The 15,656-nt window shown below is 65.2% G+C and carries 15 protein-coding genes and 1 pseudogene; 6 read left to right on the top strand and 10 right to left on the bottom strand.

Features of this window, described 5'->3' with window-relative positions:
* Positions 1-195: 195 nt before the first annotated feature.
* Positions 196-639 (bottom strand): Hsp20/alpha crystallin family protein, encoded by a 444-nt coding sequence (locus OHB26_RS28485; RefSeq protein WP_330180335.1) that lies wholly within the window; start codon positions 637-639, stop codon positions 196-198.
* 139 nt (positions 640-778) lie between these two features.
* Here OHB26_RS28485 and OHB26_RS28490 point away from each other — a divergent pair, with 139 nt between their 5' ends.
* Positions 779-1,105, top strand: coding sequence for a MerR family transcriptional regulator (locus tag OHB26_RS28490; protein ID WP_330180336.1), 327 nt, complete (start codon positions 779-781; stop codon positions 1,103-1,105).
* Between the two features lie 86 nt (positions 1,106-1,191).
* On the opposite strand, the gene OHB26_RS28495 is transcribed toward OHB26_RS28490, so the two are convergent.
* Complete coding sequence (locus OHB26_RS28495; RefSeq protein ID WP_330180337.1) at positions 1,192-1,827, bottom strand: TetR/AcrR family transcriptional regulator; 636 nt, start codon at positions 1,825-1,827, stop codon at positions 1,192-1,194.
* 320 nt (positions 1,828-2,147) lie between these two features.
* Here OHB26_RS28495 and OHB26_RS28500 point away from each other — a divergent pair.
* The 3 genes and pseudogenes from OHB26_RS28500 to OHB26_RS28510 form a co-directional block, all read left to right on the top strand.
* Positions 2,148-2,663: pseudogene (locus tag OHB26_RS28500) on the top strand (multicopper oxidase domain-containing protein); the annotation flags it as partial.
* Positions 2,664-2,854: 191 nt separating this feature from the next.
* The gene (locus OHB26_RS28505) at positions 2,855-4,144 is read left to right on the top strand and encodes an oxygenase MpaB family protein (protein ID WP_330180339.1); all 1,290 of its coding nucleotides are present in this window, start codon (positions 2,855-2,857) and stop codon (positions 4,142-4,144) included.
* 62 nt (positions 4,145-4,206) lie between these two features.
* The gene (locus OHB26_RS28510) at positions 4,207-5,271 is read left to right on the top strand and encodes a lipocalin-like domain-containing protein (RefSeq protein WP_330180340.1); all 1,065 of its coding nucleotides are present in this window, start codon (positions 4,207-4,209) and stop codon (positions 5,269-5,271) included.
* A gap of 19 nt (positions 5,272-5,290) precedes the next feature.
* On the opposite strand, the gene OHB26_RS28515 is transcribed toward OHB26_RS28510, so the two are convergent.
* The 3 genes from OHB26_RS28515 to OHB26_RS28525 form a co-directional block, all read right to left on the bottom strand.
* On the bottom strand, positions 5,291-6,859 hold the full coding sequence (locus OHB26_RS28515) for a hypothetical protein (RefSeq protein ID WP_330180341.1): 1,569 nt from the start codon (positions 6,857-6,859) through the stop codon (positions 5,291-5,293).
* 205 nt (positions 6,860-7,064) lie between these two features.
* A complete protein-coding gene (locus OHB26_RS28520; protein ID WP_330180342.1) occupies positions 7,065-8,219 on the bottom strand; it encodes a PucR family transcriptional regulator in 1,155 nt (384 codons plus the stop codon).
* 77 nt (positions 8,220-8,296) lie between these two features.
* On the bottom strand, positions 8,297-9,616 hold the full coding sequence (locus OHB26_RS28525; RefSeq protein WP_330185805.1) for a lipase family protein: 1,320 nt from the start codon (positions 9,614-9,616) through the stop codon (positions 8,297-8,299).
* Between the two features lie 203 nt (positions 9,617-9,819).
* Here OHB26_RS28525 and OHB26_RS28530 point away from each other — a divergent pair, with 203 nt between their 5' ends.
* A complete protein-coding gene (locus tag OHB26_RS28530; RefSeq protein WP_330180343.1) occupies positions 9,820-10,845 on the top strand; it encodes an LLM class flavin-dependent oxidoreductase in 1,026 nt (341 codons plus the stop codon).
* 34 nt (positions 10,846-10,879) lie between these two features.
* Here the strand turns inward: OHB26_RS28530 and OHB26_RS28535 are convergent, their stop codons facing one another.
* Together OHB26_RS28535 and OHB26_RS28540 are read right to left on the bottom strand one after the other, a co-directional pair.
* Complete coding sequence (locus tag OHB26_RS28535; RefSeq protein WP_330180344.1) at positions 10,880-11,455, bottom strand: TerD family protein; 576 nt, start codon at positions 11,453-11,455, stop codon at positions 10,880-10,882.
* A 126-nt stretch (positions 11,456-11,581) separates the two neighbouring features.
* Positions 11,582-12,004 (bottom strand): nuclear transport factor 2 family protein, encoded by a 423-nt coding sequence (locus tag OHB26_RS28540; protein WP_330180345.1) that lies wholly within the window; start codon positions 12,002-12,004, stop codon positions 11,582-11,584.
* Positions 12,005-12,048: 44 nt separating this feature from the next.
* Here OHB26_RS28540 and OHB26_RS28545 point away from each other — a divergent pair, with 44 nt between their 5' ends.
* On the top strand, positions 12,049-12,543 hold the full coding sequence (locus OHB26_RS28545) for a winged helix-turn-helix transcriptional regulator (RefSeq protein ID WP_330180346.1): 495 nt from the start codon (positions 12,049-12,051) through the stop codon (positions 12,541-12,543).
* A 47-nt stretch (positions 12,544-12,590) separates the two neighbouring features.
* Here the strand turns inward: OHB26_RS28545 and OHB26_RS28550 are convergent, their stop codons facing one another.
* The 3 genes from OHB26_RS28550 to OHB26_RS28560 form a co-directional block, all read right to left on the bottom strand.
* Positions 12,591-13,244: a hypothetical protein gene (locus OHB26_RS28550; protein ID WP_330180347.1), complete on the bottom strand. Its 654-nt coding sequence runs from the start codon at positions 13,242-13,244 to the stop codon at positions 12,591-12,593.
* Positions 13,245-13,316: 72 nt separating this feature from the next.
* The gene (locus OHB26_RS28555; RefSeq protein WP_330180348.1) at positions 13,317-14,336 is read right to left on the bottom strand and encodes a hypothetical protein; all 1,020 of its coding nucleotides are present in this window, start codon (positions 14,334-14,336) and stop codon (positions 13,317-13,319) included.
* A 72-nt stretch (positions 14,337-14,408) separates the two neighbouring features.
* Complete coding sequence (locus OHB26_RS28560; protein WP_330180349.1) at positions 14,409-15,653, bottom strand: glycosyltransferase; 1,245 nt, start codon at positions 15,651-15,653, stop codon at positions 14,409-14,411.
* Positions 15,654-15,656: the final 3 nt, after the last annotated feature.

A 15,656-nucleotide genomic window follows, 5' to 3' on the forward strand; every position in this document is an offset into this window, starting at 1 on the left:
AGACTCGTTGCGCCACAACGGTTGCCGTGCGCACGGACCGAGGGGTATCCGTAGCGCGCGCGGTCGGCCGCACTACCGACGGTGTCCGGCCCTCGTGGGTGTGCGTGAGTTTTGAGGGACAGGCATCACCTCACTTTCGCGACTCGGGCGTAGCCGCAGAGTGATCCAGGTGTGTGGTGTTCGGTGGCCCCCGGGTCAGGCGTTGATGACCTGGCGTTCGGGTTCGCGTTCGGGGCGGGAGATTTCGATCTTGCGGGGCTTGGCCTTCTCCGCGACCGGGATTGCCAGGCGCAGTACTCCGTCGCGGTAGTCCGCCCGGATTCTCTCGGTGTCCAGACTCTCGCCCAGTACCAGCTGGCGGCTGAATACCCCGCGCGGGCGTTCCGCGGCGAGCATGGATCGGCCGGGGTCGATCTCCGGGCGTGCGGCGCGCACGGTCACCACATTGCGCTCCACGTCCAGGTCCAGGGAATCGGGATCGATGCCCGGCAGGTCGAACTCGACCAGGAACTGGTCGTCCTCACGCCAGGCATCCATCGGCATTGCCGCGGGTCGGGCCGCGGTGCCGAACACCTGCTGCGTCAGACGATCCAGGTCACGGAAGGGATCAGTGCGCATCAGCATGGTCGCCACCTCCAACTACTCCATTCTCGATAGTCGCTTCACCAGATAACCTCTGCCATCTGGCATAGATATTATTTAGCACTCTACACAGGTGAGTGCAAGTGTCGAGAGTAGGTAATCTGTGGGAAGTGGTACGACACAGACAGGAGCGCCGATGCGTCCACAGCACGACGGCACCCACCTACCCCGCTCGGGGCAGGCGGTGTACGCGATCTCGGTGGCCGCGGAGTTGGCTGGGATCGGGATCCAGACCCTGCGCTTATACGAGCAGCACGGCTTGATCACCCCCATCCGCAGCGCCGGAGGTACCCGCCGCTACAGCGGTGACGATCTCGCGCGCCTGCAGCGCATCACCACCCTGGCCGAGGAGGGCGTCAACCTCGCGGGTATTGGGCGCATCCTCGAACTCGAGGACGCCAACGCCGCATTGATCGACGAACGCGACCAACTACGCGGCATTCACCGTCCTCATACCCCCTGACTCGAATCTGGATCCTGGTTCGGGGCGGAAAGTTCGCGGCCCGTGGACGTCCCCCGGCCGTACTCATGATCGTCGGGTACGGCGGGCTAGGTTCTGCGGGTGAGCAGGGCGATGACGGTGTGCACCTCGTCCTGCGTCGGAATCGGCAGACTGCCGCGGCCGTGGATGAAACCGATACCGAGGTAGACCATCGCTCCGGCGCGCAGTCTTGCCGTTTCGGCATCGAATCCGAGGTCGGTCAGGGCCGCCCGGATGGTTTCGAAAATCCGCTGGTCCAGTTCGCGCATGGCGGTTTCCACGCGCGGGCGGGTGCGGCTCCACTCGCGGACGGTGGCTTCGACCAGCCAGTTGCGCTCGACGAGCATGGCGGCCATGGCTTCGATGCGCTGTTCGATCGGCATCGAGTCGAGGTTCGCGAGATTGGCGATAACCCGGGCCTGAGTGGTGCTCCAGCGGTCCGCCATGGCTTCCTCGAGCTGTTCGATAGCGTCGAAGTGCCAGTAGAAGCTGCCCTTGGTGACACCGAGGGCTTCGCAGAGCCGGGGTATGCGTACGGCGGATGCGCCTTCCTTGGCGAGTAGGGCGAGGGCGCCGTCGACCCAGTCGTCGTAGGAGAGCCGGGGGCCGCGGCCACTGCGCGAGGGAGCGCCGGTTTTCGAAACGCGCTGTTTCTGAGCCTCGGCCTTCTTGGACCTGCGCGGTGTGGCGGGCTCGGTGGTCATGGGCGCCAGGGCTTGTCGGTCATGTGCACTCCTCGATCGTAGAAGGCGGGCCGGGCGGTATCCCGCGCGAATGGCGGCTTCGAGCGATGCGGCGGCGCACTGAACCATTCTTGACAGTACGGTCTACTGTACCCATGGGTATGGAGGCGTGATCGGATACGTCCACGCCCGAGAAGGGTGGAGAAGATGAACGGCACCATCGGCCGCCGCGGGCTGTTGCGCGGAGCTGCTATCGTCACGGTGGCATTCGCGATGTCCTGGAACTGACGGCCGTGAGCACCACGCACCGATTTCATCGGGACCTGGCCGAATCGCCGGCGATGGGATACGGGGGCTCGAGCTATCTGGGCCCGACCATCGAACATCGGGCGGGTACGCCGCTCACTGTGCGATTGGTCAATCAACTTGGCGCGCACCCATTTTCGGCGGATATCGATACCACCGTGCACGGGGTCGGCGCGGACTTCCGCGCTGCGCCGCCGAGCGTATTGCATCTGCACGGTGGTGTGACCCCGCCCGCGAGCGACGGCCATCCCGAGCGACTGGTGTTTCCGGGGCAGGAAGCCGTGCACGACTATCCGTTCCCGCAAGATGCGGCGGGACTGTGGTATCACGACCACGCGATGGGCATCACCCGCGCGAATGTGTACGCGGGCTTGGCCGGAATGGTGTTGCTGCGCGACGAATTCGACACCGGCGCGGACGGCAATCCGCTGGGATTGCCGTCGGGGGAGTACGAGGTGCCATTGGTATTGCAGGAGAAGATCTTCCAGGCCGACGGCCGGCAGTGCCTGCGCACCACGCCCGTGGTGCCGCAGGGGTCGTGGGAAGGCGGCGGGGTCATCTGCTCGATCATGAGGATCACGACATGATGCTGCGCTTCCGCGCGGTGCCGCAGTGAGGGGTATCGGCCGGTCGGAAGCCGATTCTTTTCCATACTTTTCGGTACCGTGAGTCGATACTTGAGGGTATGTTCGACTCGTTGTCCCGGAGTGGTCATCCCGGGACTCGACCGGAAGGATCACCCATGTCAGTGGATGTCCCGTCGGCAACCGCCGGAGCACACCCACCCCCGCCGGGTCGCTGTCCCAGCGCCTTCCGCTATTGGGAGGGCCGTGCCACACCGGGCGTGCAGCGTTTCGAACGCCTGGTCACCGCGGTCACCGGCAGCGGGCCATTCCCCACCGATGAGCAGGCGAACGCCCTGTGCGAGGACCTGTTCGCCGGCGATCCGGTGGCCGAGCGGTTCGTGGCCGCGGTAATGCACGGTGCTATCGGCCCGAAGCTGGGCCGCGAGATGCTGGAGACCGCACTCATATCGGGAGTGAACGCGGTACCCGGCGCACCCGCCGAAATGCGGGAACTGTTCGCCGAGTTCGAGACTCGGCCCGACTGGCTGCGCCCGGAATTGGTGGAACAGGGCGCCGCCATCTGGCGCCGTTGGGGCACTATGCTTTTCAGCTTCGCGGGCGCGGAAACCCTCGAGGTGTACACCGAGGCCGCCGTCGCCACCCCGCTATCGCTTGCCGGTGGCTATGCCGGAAACAGCGCGCTGCGAAGGTTTCTCGAGACCTGCCGATTCTGGATCGATGTGTCACAGCCGGGTGCGCTGCTGGATCCCGGCTCGCCGGGGCGGGCCACCGCCATGAAGGTGCGGGTCATGCATGTGTCGGTCCGAGCGAAGGTCGCCCAGCATCCGGAATGGGATATGGCGCGGTGGGGACTGCCGATCAGTCAGACCTACCAGCTGTTGACCCTGTTGGCGGGCAGCGTCACCCCGGGCATGGGTTTGTGGTTGCTCGGTTATCAGACCACGCCCTCGGAAATCCGTGCGCTGCTGCACTTTCAACGGTATCTGGGACATCTGCTGGGGGTGCGGGTGCGCTGGTATCCCGAGACGGTCGCCGATTCGCTGCGCGTACTGGCGATGACGATCATCTCCCGCTCCTTCGATGCGGGACGGCACGGCGCCGAGTTGATCGAGTCCTATCCGGCGGCCTTCGCCCCGCGGCCGGAGCATCGCGGGGTGGCCCGGGTGCGCGCGGCCTACAACTTTCGGATCAACTCGGTATACGCGGCCATGTATATGGCTCCCAGCACGCGGCGCGGATATCGAATGCCCCCGGCGTTCCCGTGGATTCTCATTCCCATCGCCCGGTTCCCGCTCATCACCGCGATGGAAGTGCTTCGACGGGTCTGTCCGCCGTTCGCGCGGCTGCACGAGCGGGTCATGGTCGGACATCGCGAGAACTGGTACCGCGCCCAAATGGCCGGGCGCGAGGCGCAATTCGATGCCACCGGCGCGCTGCGGCGCTGACCCGCCCGTTCCGCATCACCCGTGCGGTTCTCGATCTTTCTCTCTCCCAAGGATGTACCGCTATGCCGAGTACCGCGATAACCGAGGTGTGGAATGGTCCGGGCCGTCGTGACGGCGACCTGACCACGGTGGAGCCGCACCACAACGGCTTGCATCCGTCGCCGAGCAGGGCGGCCTTCGAACACTGGTATTTCGACGCACAGCTCGACAGCGGGCATGTGGTGGTCGGGTTCCTGGCCAAACGCCGCCCGGAGGATCTGCCCTGGGCGAGGCCCTGGGTGGAGCTGATCGTGTACAGCCCCGACGGGGGCCGTCGGCAGGTGGCCAAGCGTTATCCGCATGCGGCGACGAGCTTTTCGGCCGACGGCTGTGATGTGCGGATCGGTGCGAACACCGCGCGTTCGGAGTTCGTGGCCGGCGGTCTGCCGCGCCATCATGTGCGGCTGGCCGAGGACGGTGTGGCGTTCGAGCTGACCTTCGAGAACGAGACGCCAAGTTGGATGCCGGGTAAGGGGGAGACCCGATTCGGGGACGGCGAGACTTTCGGGTGGGTGGTCGGTGCGCCCCGGGCCCGCGTGCACGGCACTCTGGAAATCGACGGCATCAGGCTGTCGGTCATCGGACGCGGCTACGCCGACCACAATTGGGGTGTCGGCGATATGAAGCGGATCATCGACCGCTGGCATTGGGGTCGGCTCTACACCGATGAGTACTCGCTGCTGTACGCGAATGTGCTGACCCAGCCGCAGCGCGGCGGGCACTCGATCGCACCGCTCATGCTGGCCCGCGGTGACAAAGTGGTGTTGTCGACCGGGGAGACCGTGCTCACCGAGGGACCGATGCGGTACGACTCGACCGCGGGCCGGGAATTCCCGGAGTGGATCGAATTGCGGGTGCCGGGCCAACTGGAACTACGGCTGAGCGTGGAACAGGTCATTCACGCCCACGATCTACTCGACGATGTCCCCGTTGTCCGATCGCGGCTGCTACGTCCATTGCTGCACAGGGTGATCGGGCATCCGGCCTACTTCCGCTTCCAATCCTCGTTCGAACTGGCGATCCAACAGGGCGGCGCCGTGGATCGGCAGTCCGGCACCACCCTGCACGAGCTCGTCGCGCTACGGTGAATTGTCTTGGGAGGAAGAGTCAGCCGAAGGTGGGGGTGACGGTGATGGAGCTGCCGCTCTGTTGGCTGCCGCCGTTCCAGGCGATCGAGGGTTGGCCGGAGACGTCGACCGCGGTGCCGTAGAAGATGTTGTTGCCTACCTTGGGGGCATCGGTCTTCCACCAGACCGCGGTGACCTGGGGGATCACCTGGTCGCCGACATTGGTGTTGTAGTTGAAGATATAGCCGAGGGTCCAGTTCACTCCGGCGGAGTCCACGGCCGTGGTGAGCGGGATGACCTGGTTTCCGGGTTGGGCGTAGGCGGTCAGGCTGCCGTCTCCGTCGCCGGTGAGTTTGATGTTGTCGGCCACCTTGGCAACCCAGGCCAGTTTGGCTTGGGAATTGGCCCAGACGAGGCTGAAATCGGCGCTCGTGCCTATGGGTGCGGTGAAGGAGATGTCGTTCAGGCCGACCCGGATTTTGCCGGGTTGAGCTTGCTGGCCCGCGGGGGGTTGGTTGCTGCTCTTGACGTTGGTGATGACCAGGTCGAGAGTCGAATTCGAGGTCCAGGTGGAGTTCTTCGACAGGGTGAGGGTCAAATTGCCGTCGTCGTCGGCGAATGTCCAGCCGGGATAGTTGATGCTCATGGCGCTCACATCGGCATCGGTGAAGTATGACGGCATATTGATCGTCATGGTTGCCCCGGAGCTCAAGGGGACATCGTTGCCAGAGGTATTTTTCAGCGTGACTTCGAGTGTGGCCGTTTCCTTTACGGCGATGGTGCCCAGACCGGTCGCCTTGTTTATCACGTCGAGGGTTGCCCGCCTGGGTTTGTCGTATGCCGTTTGGCTGGCGGCGTAGACCGCGACCACTCCATCGGTTCCCTTGGAGTGCCGGATGGGTAATCCGATACCCAGCGGGAACTGCAGCGATACCCCGCTGAAGTCGAGTTCGGTGGTGCCCTCCGGCCTTTGATTGACGTACATGAAACGGACAAAAAGGACAATGATGTATTTGGTCTGGATGTAGAGGTCGAGCAGCCAGCCCGCGATGGCCCCGGTGACGGGTTTGTTGACCCAGAAGCTCAATTCGAGTCCGGCGCTGACGGAGAGGCCGCCTTTCGCGGACGCTCCCTTCCATACCCGGCCGTGCACCTGCGCCTCATCCTTGAAATCGAAGACGACATCCGCGCCGGCGAGCAGGCCGACCACGGCGCTCACACCCGCGGATACGCCGATGCCGAAGCCGCGCAAACCCTGCGGATGTGCTGTCGCGAGGTCGAATTCGCCGTTGTGCAGTATCTCCGTGGCGAGCTCGGCGCTGAGTGGGTTCGGTGCCGCGCTCTCGAATGATCCCTCCAATGCCTTGACATAGGCGACGCCGTCCGGGCTGTCGAGGAAGTCGACAACATCCTGAACCGCCTTGTCCATCACCGCCTGATGCTTGTGATAGAACGCCGCACTGGCTTTGACCAGCTCGGTATTGGTCGGTGTGCGGTCGGGGAAAAGATCACCCGTATCGGCCGGGGGAATGCCGAGTTTGTCGAGATGGGCGGCGCGGGCCAATGCGTCTTTGAATGCCTGATCGAGAACATGATTGTTTTCGGACATGGTTTTACTCCAGATTGATACATGACGCGGCGCCGCGAGCGCACCGCGCTCGCATGGTCATCCGCGTCCGCGCATCATGCTACTCCCGAATGGCTCGGGCAAAAGGCCCATTCGCATTCAATAATTAAGCGACACTGTCTTTTTCGGTTTGTAAGATCAGAATTGCATTGAAAACCGCATGGCCGGTTCTGATTTCGGGAATTGCTCAGGGCCGGAAGGATTTCGATTCCAGTCGCCGTGCGGTACGGGCGGCCATGAGTGTGGAGATGCCGGTCGGATGCTGCGGGTCGTACCCCGTCAGATCGGTGATGCGAGACAGCCGGTAGGTGACGGTATTGCGATGAATGAACAGCGCCCGAGCCACCGCGTTGTGGTTGAACCGGTTGTCTATGAAGGCGTCCAGGGTGTCGGCGAGCATCGGCTGGTCGTCGAGCGGGTCCAGGAGCGCCGCGAGCGTGCGGCGGGTGGAACCCGTTGTGGCGATGGCGTATTCGAACATCATCTGCTGGCGGCGGCATACCACCTCGGGCAGGTGCAGGCAGCGGGCCACCTCGGCCACCGCGGTCGCCTCGGTGTAGGCGTCCGGTATCTCCGCGTGTGAGCGCGCGGGGGCCACACCGATCCAGAACTGCGGGTGCGGAGCCGAATCGCGCAGGGCGAGAGCCTGAATCAGCGGGCGCTCCGGATTCGGATCGTCCGCGACCATGGGAACCAGCGCCGTCCAGCCGCCACCGTCGCGGTGCAACAGTGTGCCGGGCAGATGGGCCAGGTGACCGCGCAGCCGGGTGAGGGTGCCCGGGGTGGGCTCGCCGAGGCGGACCACGGCGATGAGAAACGCTGGTGCGGGCGGTGATTCGGGATCGGTTGCCCAGCCGGCCGGTTCGCGCCCCGATAACAGCGCATCGGCGATCTCGCGCTGCCGCTCCAGTAGATCCCAGCGCGGTTGGCGCGCATCCTCGACGAGCGCGGCCGCGATGCGCGCCATGATCAGACCCAGATACTCGGTCAGCCGCAGACCGACCTGGGGGACAACCCCGTAGTCCGCGGTATCCAATAGCGGGATCAGCTGGGCCCAGAAGAAGGCCGCACCCACTCGATAATTGCCGAGGACCTCGGCCAACGGCATGCCATCGTGCACGAGGGTGAGCGCGCGGTCGACGAGCGGCTGGGTATCGGCGGCCGAGGGTTCGACGCCATCGATGGCCAGGCGGAAGAACAGTTCGAGATTCAGCGTCGCGCTGGGGACGAAATCGGCATCGCTGAACGATTGCGGCAGTGTGTCGTAGGGGGAGACGCCACCGCTGAAGCTGGCGGCCAGGGTGGTGGCGCGGTCGCGCAGCAGTTCCAATGCGTCGCCCATGCCACCTCCCTGTGCCCCGCGCATAACGTGTCTGCGGACACACTATGCGATACAGGCTGTCGCAGGTAGTCCCGGGATCAGCTCCCCGGGAATCCTGGCGGGAGCGGCTGGAATGGAGCCATGAATTTGGGTCCGGGCGGCAGACCGCGCAGCACCGCGCTGATCCAGGCGACCGCGGGCATCCAGCCGGTGACGGCATTGGTGATGTGCTCGGGGACGGGAACGGTGTAGAACCGCAGGTCGGCGCCGCGATCCCAGTACGACTGAACGGTCGGCAGCACCACGGACGGTGGAATCAGCTCATCCCACACACCGTGCCACCACAGAATCGGTGTATCCGGAATGTGCTTGCCCAGGCTGTTGTCGCTGAGCACCTGCAATACCTCGGGCGCGGTATTGAGCGATTTACCCGGCAGGAAGTAATCGCTGATCGGCCGATACACCCCTTCGAGTGCGATGGTCGCATAGCAGCGATGCTGCATATCGGCGAGCAGGCCCTGCCCCTCGGGGGTCAGGAATTCCTCGGGCCGGAAAACCTCGGGATACTCCCGTGCGAGCGAGGCGAATCCGAGCCACATGGTGAAATTGCTGGTCCCGGTCACCCCCGGCTGCTCACGGGTCGCGTAATCGGCCTCGGCGACCAGATCGCCGGGTGTTCCGCCGATCGCGGTACCGAGCAGTCGCACATCCGGTGCGTAGGATTGCCGCAGTTCCGCCGCGCGAATCGACCCGGATCCGCCGCCGGAGTATCCGTACAGCGCGATCCCGGAATCGTTGAGCCCCAACGCCGGATCATTCTTCAGGGCTCGCAGACTGTCGAGCACCATCTTGCCTTCGTCGAAGGTGTTGAAGGTATTGAACTTGCCGTCGAAGTCCGGGACATTGATCGCGAATCCCTGCGCCAGCCAGCCCGCGACCAGCGTGGACTCCTTCATGGTGCCGGTCTGCAGGGTATGTGAGGGGTTGCAGGCCGAATCGGTGGAGTCGATGGCCTCTTGGAACGAGACAACCGGCCGCGCACTGCCCTGCCACGGAATGCCCGGCACCACAACGGTTGTCGCGGTGACAATGGGATTTCCGTGCACATCCTCGGAGCGGAACAGCAGCTGTTTCGTGTATACCGGGACGGGCAGGCCGAGCAGTCGCGTCTGCACTTCTCGCTCGCGCACGATATCGCCGGGCTGGTAGTCGGCGAGATTCTCGGGGTCGTTGTACCACGGGTCCTGATCCGGCGACGGAATCGGCAGCAGATCGTAAATCTGTGGCTCCGTGGGCAATTGCGGCAGTTGATTCTGATTCGGCGGGAAGGCCGGTGGATAGTCCGGCTCCGCGCCCGCCGCGCCCACTACACCCGTCACCAAACACGCCGACGTCGCCAATACCAGCAACCGCCGCATTCCCGCCCTGTTCACCGAGCCTCCAAAACTCCATTGTTTCCACACCACCGGCATAACCACTCCGGCCCGTGCGACTCAGCTCACACCACCGCCATGGCGGGCGCAATCGGCGTCATGCCGACTATGCATCGATCGAATTGTGCATATGCACGAACGTGCGGCGATTCTCCGGCGTGGAATCAACGCGCGGCGGATGCGTTGCCATGCACATGACCTCCGCACTACGGGCGACCCGCTTGTCCATCCTCGACCGTTCGCGCGTGCGGGACGGGCAACCGCATCCCGAGGCGCTGCGCGAGACAGTCGAATTCGGCAGGTTGGCGCAGGAGTGGGGCTATCACCGGTTCTGGGTGTCGGAGCATCACAGTGTGCCGGGAGTCGCGGGTTCCGCGCCCACCGTACTCGCCGCGGCGATCGCGGGCGCGACCGATCGTATTCGGGTCGGGACCGGTGGGGTCATGCTGCCCAATCATCAACCGCTGGTCGTGGCCGAGCAGTTCGGGACGCTCGAGGCGCTGTATCCGGGGCGGATCGATATGGGTCTGGGGCGATCGGTGGGATTCACCGATGGGGTGCGGCGCGCGCTCGGGCGCGGCAAGGATGATGCCGAGGATTTCGACGCGCAGTTGACCGAGCTGCTCGAGTACTTCGCCCGCGGTCGAAATGGTGTGCATGCCTGGCCCGCCGAGGGATTGCGGGTTCCGGCGTATCTGCTGGCGACGGGATCGGGAGCTCAGCGCGCCGCGCGATTCGGGCTGCCACTGGTCATTGCCGCCGTCTCCGGAGAGGATGCCATGATCGAGGCAATCGGCAACTACCGCAGGGATTTCCACGCTACCGAATGGGGGAGCGCACCCTATGTGATCGTCTCGGCGTCGGTGGTCATCGCCGACACCGTCGAACAAGCCCATCGTCTACTGCTACCTGAGGCGTGGTCCGCCGCTTACTCCCGCACCCGCGGTGAATTCCCGGCGTTGATCTCGCCCGATCGGATCGATCGCGAGCCCATGACCGAGCGGCAGCGGCGCATCTTCGAGGATTCGCTGCGCGGGCATATCCACGGCCCCGAATCCACCGTGATCCCGGCGCTGGAGAGCCTCGTCACCCACACCGGTGCGGATGAAATCCTGGTCCACACCAGTACTTTCGACCGCACCGCGCGGCTGGAGTCGCATAGGCGACTGGCCGCGGCGGTGTTGGCGGGCGCTGCCGCGCCCGCCCTGGCCTAGCCGCTGACGGCCCTCAGCCCAAGCGTCGCGGCGCTCAGATGGTGACGCCGAAGTCCTGGGCGATGCCGGCCAGGCCGGAGGTGTAGCCCTGGCCGGTGGCGCGGAACTTCCACTCGGCGCCGTTGCGGTAGAGCTCGCCGAAGACCATGGCGGTCTCGGTGGAGGCGTCCTCGGACAGGTCGTAGCGAGCCAGTTCGGTGCCGTTGGAACGGTCCACGACGCGGATGTACGCGTTGCGCACCTGGCCGAAACTCTGTGCGCGGGTATCGGCTTCGTAGATGGAGACCGGGAACACGATGCTGTCGATGGTGGCCGGGGTATTGGCGAGGTCGACGTTGATGACCTCGTCGTCGCCTTCGCCCTCACCGGTCTTGTTGTCGCCGGTGTGCTCGATGCTGCCTTCCGGGGACTTCAGGTTGTTGAAGAAGACGAAGTGGCCGTTGGATACGACCTTCTTCTCCGGGCCCAGCGCGATGGCGCTGGCGTCCAGGTCGAAATCGGTTCCCGTGGTGGTGCGCAGGTCCCAGCCCAGACCGACGGCGACGGCCGTCAGGTTCGGAGCCGCCTTCGTAAGCGAAACATTGCCACCCTTGGTCAGACTGACACCCATACCCACTTCTCCTAACGATCTTTACGGCGGCCGGCCACCGGCCCTACCGGATTATTCCTCGGAGATCCGCTCCGCAATCGGTCAACGCCGTTGTTGCCGGGAAGGTTCCGGGGCCGCCGGAGGGAATCATGCCGTAATCGCTTGCTGGCGGCGGAGTGCGGCGTCGAGGGCGAGGGTGTCTTCCAGGACCAGATCGTCGGTGAGGCGGCCCCAGCGCAGGGTGAGCCATTGGATTGCGGTGTTGCGGTAGGGGGTTCCGTCGGCGAGGGTGCCGGTGACTCGAAGTTGTGCGGCGACGGTCGTTTTCCAGGGCCAGCCGTTCGCGACGACATCTGTCAGTTCGAGGCGGATGCCGGGTAAGTGCTGTTCGAAGGTATCGAACCAGTTCCGGAAGGCTTGCCGGCCGCGTAGATCCGCGCCGAGCGCGGTGTCGCCGAGGAATCGGAAGTGGATATCGGGTGCGGCCATCGAGACTGCCGCGTCGTAATCGCCGGCGCCTGCTCTGCGCCAGGTTCTCCGGACCAGGGATCGCACGATAGCGTGGTACATATAGTGAAGTTAACCTGCTGGCTTGCTATTAACAAGGGACTGTCATGGCACGAACCGACTTCGGTGGGATCGCCTGCTCGATCGCTCGCTCGGCTGCGATCGTCGGGGATCCCTGGGCGCTGCTCGTGGTGCGAGATGTCGCGGTGGGTTTACATCGGTTCGATGAGATCCAGCGTGACCTCGGGGTGGCCACGAATGTATTGAGCGATCGTTTGCAGCGATTGGTCAGTGCCGAAGTGCTGCGCAAGGATCGATATGAGCGCCATCCGGACCGGTTCGAGTATCGGCTCACGGACAAGGGACGGGATCTTATGCCCGCGCTGCTGGCCCTGATGGCGTGGGGAGACCGATGGGAGTCAGGCGCTGAGGGTCCGCCACTGCTGGTGCGCCACAAAGACTGCGACCACATCACCCAACCTGTTGTGGTCTGCGATCGCTGTGGTGAGCAGTTGACCACCGGATCGGTTGACTACCGACCCGGGTCCGGGGGGAGGATCGCGCCCGGAACCGCATTGATCGCCAACGTGTTGAAGAGATGAACAGCCTATTCACCTCGCCGGTCCGGATTCTCCCCTCGTGCGGACTCTCACACGAGCGCGGCGCGGGACTGCGCGTAGGTGATGACGTCGTCGCCGTACTCGGATGCGTCCTGGGCCGCGACGCAGCGGAGCAGCTGTTCGGTGGCCTCGTCGAGCTGCGCGCTCGGCCCGCCGTCTGCGAGCAGGACGACGATCGCCTCCCAGGTGCCGAGGTGCGGATCGGGTTGTGCCAGTAGCTCATCGAGGTAGTGGCCGGGTTCGAGCAGCCGGATGGCGCGCCGGGCGTAGGCGTGGACGCGGCGCGGGAGTTCGGCGCGGATGGTGTCGATATCGGCGGGATCGATATGGCCTTGGTCCACCAGGCGCATGGACCACATCTCGGTCATGGTGTCGGGGAGACCGTCGGGGATCAGGCCCGGACCGGTGGCCTCTTCGAAGGGGATCGGCGGGAGCCCTAGTCGGGTACTGCGCCAGGTGCAGAACTCCCACCACGCCAGGGGAGTGGCGCTCATGGTCAGGCCGAAGCGCAGGATCTGCTGACCGCCGGTGAAGGTGCGGAAGGTGCGGGTGCGCCCGACCGCCGCGACCCCGGCCGCTTCGACACGCACCCAGGTCGGCTCATCACCTTGGAATCCGTACGGCTGCAGTAGCTTTCCTGTATCGCGCAGCAAGCGCCGTAGTGCGGATTCCGGTTTGACCATATTCGGCAGATTAGCGCCGGGTGCCGACAGATCGGTGTAACCCGCACTCGCGCCGTGTCTGTCGCGGCCGGGCTATCCGCGTGCCAGCCAGCGCAGGCCCGAATCCCCGGCGGTATCGCAGGTGAGTTTGACGCCGCTGGCGCTCTTGGCCTTCTCCCCGGGGGTATCGCATTTGTCGCCCGGGGCGGGCGCGGCCTTGGCCTTGGAGGTCGAGGTGGTCGTGGACTTGGTCGCGGAGGTGGTCGTAGTGGTGGGAGCACAGGAGTATTCGATGCCGTACTCGCGCGCGGTGGCTTTGGCGAGGCAGCCGAATGGCACCGCGCCGTCCGAGCTGAGCTGTACGGCCGAGCCGGTGGATCGATTGCCGCAGAAGAGGCCGGTCTGGTCCATGCGGCAGTCGTAGTCGTCGATGCTGAGTTTGCTGCCGTAGGCCAGGGTCGCGCCGTCGCCGAGCGAGAACTGTCCCGGGTCGCCCTCCAGGTGTCCGATGCCCAGGGTGGCGCCGGGGAAGTCGACCCAGCTGCCCACCCATTGGCCGTTCGGGCGGGTGGCCGGGCGCGCGGGCGGGTCGTCGAAGCTCACCATGCAGGTCAGCCCGCCCTGTCCGAAGCTGGTCCCCGATTTGGGGGTCATACATTGGATCTTCTTCGACGGGCTGGCGAAGGCGACGGCCGATCCGAGGTTGTTCTTGGTGCCATCGCTGGTGGTCGCGGTGCGGAAGTCGCTCGCGCTGACCGGGGTGCCCTCATTGATCCAGCCCAGGACCGCGGCCAGCGATGCCCCGGCGACCGGTGGCGCCGAGGGTGCGGGCTTGGCCGAGGTGGTGGTCACCGGTGCCGCCGACGCCGTCGTGGTCGGCAGTGCGCTCGAGGTGTCGGTGGAGCTGCCGAATTCTCTGGCGGCGAAGAATCCGCCGGTCGCGACCGCGATGACCAGCACCGTCGCCAATCCGATGAGGGCGTACCGAACCGCCGGTGAGATCTGCCGACCGCCCTGTTGCGGCTGGTACGCCGGGTCGTAATCGCCGACGACCGGCAGTATCTCGGTGTCCTGACTCCACAGGTCATCGGGCCGTCGGTAATCCGGTGACATCGATACTCCCCAATTCCATTGATCCGCAAGCACAGTCGGTAGGGCGGCTGTGCGTTGTGAGGCAGCATACGGTCAGATGCGGTCCGAGGAGAGGTTGCTAGCGGTGGCAATGGCTTCGGTGTAGACCGAGAGAATCTGGGTGATATGTCTGGATTGCCGAGGCTCATCGGAGTGCGGCGCGAGGGCCTCGCGCAGGGACTCGATACGGGATCTGCCACCCGCGAGAGTCCGCAGCGCCGCGGCGAACGAATCGACCGCGGGAGTCGGGGTGCGCAGGCCGCCGTCGGCGGGGATGGTTTCGGAGAGCTCCGGATCGCAGTAGACGATCGGCAGGCCCATGGCTACGGCTTCGAGCAGCACCATGCCCTGGGTATCGCAGTCCGAGGTGAGCAGCAGCAGATCGTGGGTGCGCATGGCGGTGAGGCATTCGGATTGATCGACCTCACCGTGCAGGTGTACGCGACCGGATAGATTCCCTCGGGCAACCGCGGATTCGACGCGATCGGCCAGCGGTCCGCTGCCGTAGATGTCGAGGGTGCAGTTCTCGACCGAGCGGACCGCCTCGATGGCTTCGAGGGGCCGCTTCTCCGGGGAGAGCCGACCGCACCAGAGGGCGCGCAGCGGTGCGTGCGGGTCCACGACCGGAGTGGTCGCGGCACGAATCCGATCGAGCAGTCCGTCGTCGATTCCGTTGGACACCACGTGAATCGGCCGATCGACGCCCCGCGCGGCCAAGCGCCGGGCGAAGTGATGGGTGGGAACGGTCACCCGGTCGGCGGCCTGCGCCTGCGCGATCATGGGCCGCCATGCCAGTCGCGTGGTGCGGGTATCGCCTTCGAAGGGTGGTTGGCGGCGCAATGGCACGAACCAGCCGTGCAGCAGTCGCATGGTCAGCGCCGCGAAATACGGTGATGGCGAATACTTTTCGATCACCGTGTCATCGCGACTCTGCATGGTCTGCACCACCGGGACGCCGTGCCTGCGCGCCGCGCGGATGCCCGCGATCCCGCAGCCGTAGGTCGTGAGCGTATGCACGATATCGACGGGCCCACGCTCGGCGAACGCGGTATCGATCAAGCGCCGATTGGCCGGGCTCGGCAGCACCACCGGCAGCCCGGTCGACATCTTGAACGGCACCGAATCGAGCACCACCGTATTGCCGTCCGCTGCCACGGATCCCGGTGCGGGAGCACAGAATACGGTCACCCGATGCCCCAGCGCGCGCAGCCCGTCGCAGAGCGACCGCATGGCCGTCTGAACCCCGCCCAGCGTCGCCGGATGGAAGTCGGTGAAGATCGCGATATGCAGGGTGTCCACGAT

Origin of the sequence: Nocardia sp. NBC_01503, from assembly GCF_036327755.1 — a bacterium.
Taxonomy (GTDB): domain Bacteria; phylum Actinomycetota; class Actinomycetes; order Mycobacteriales; family Mycobacteriaceae; genus Nocardia.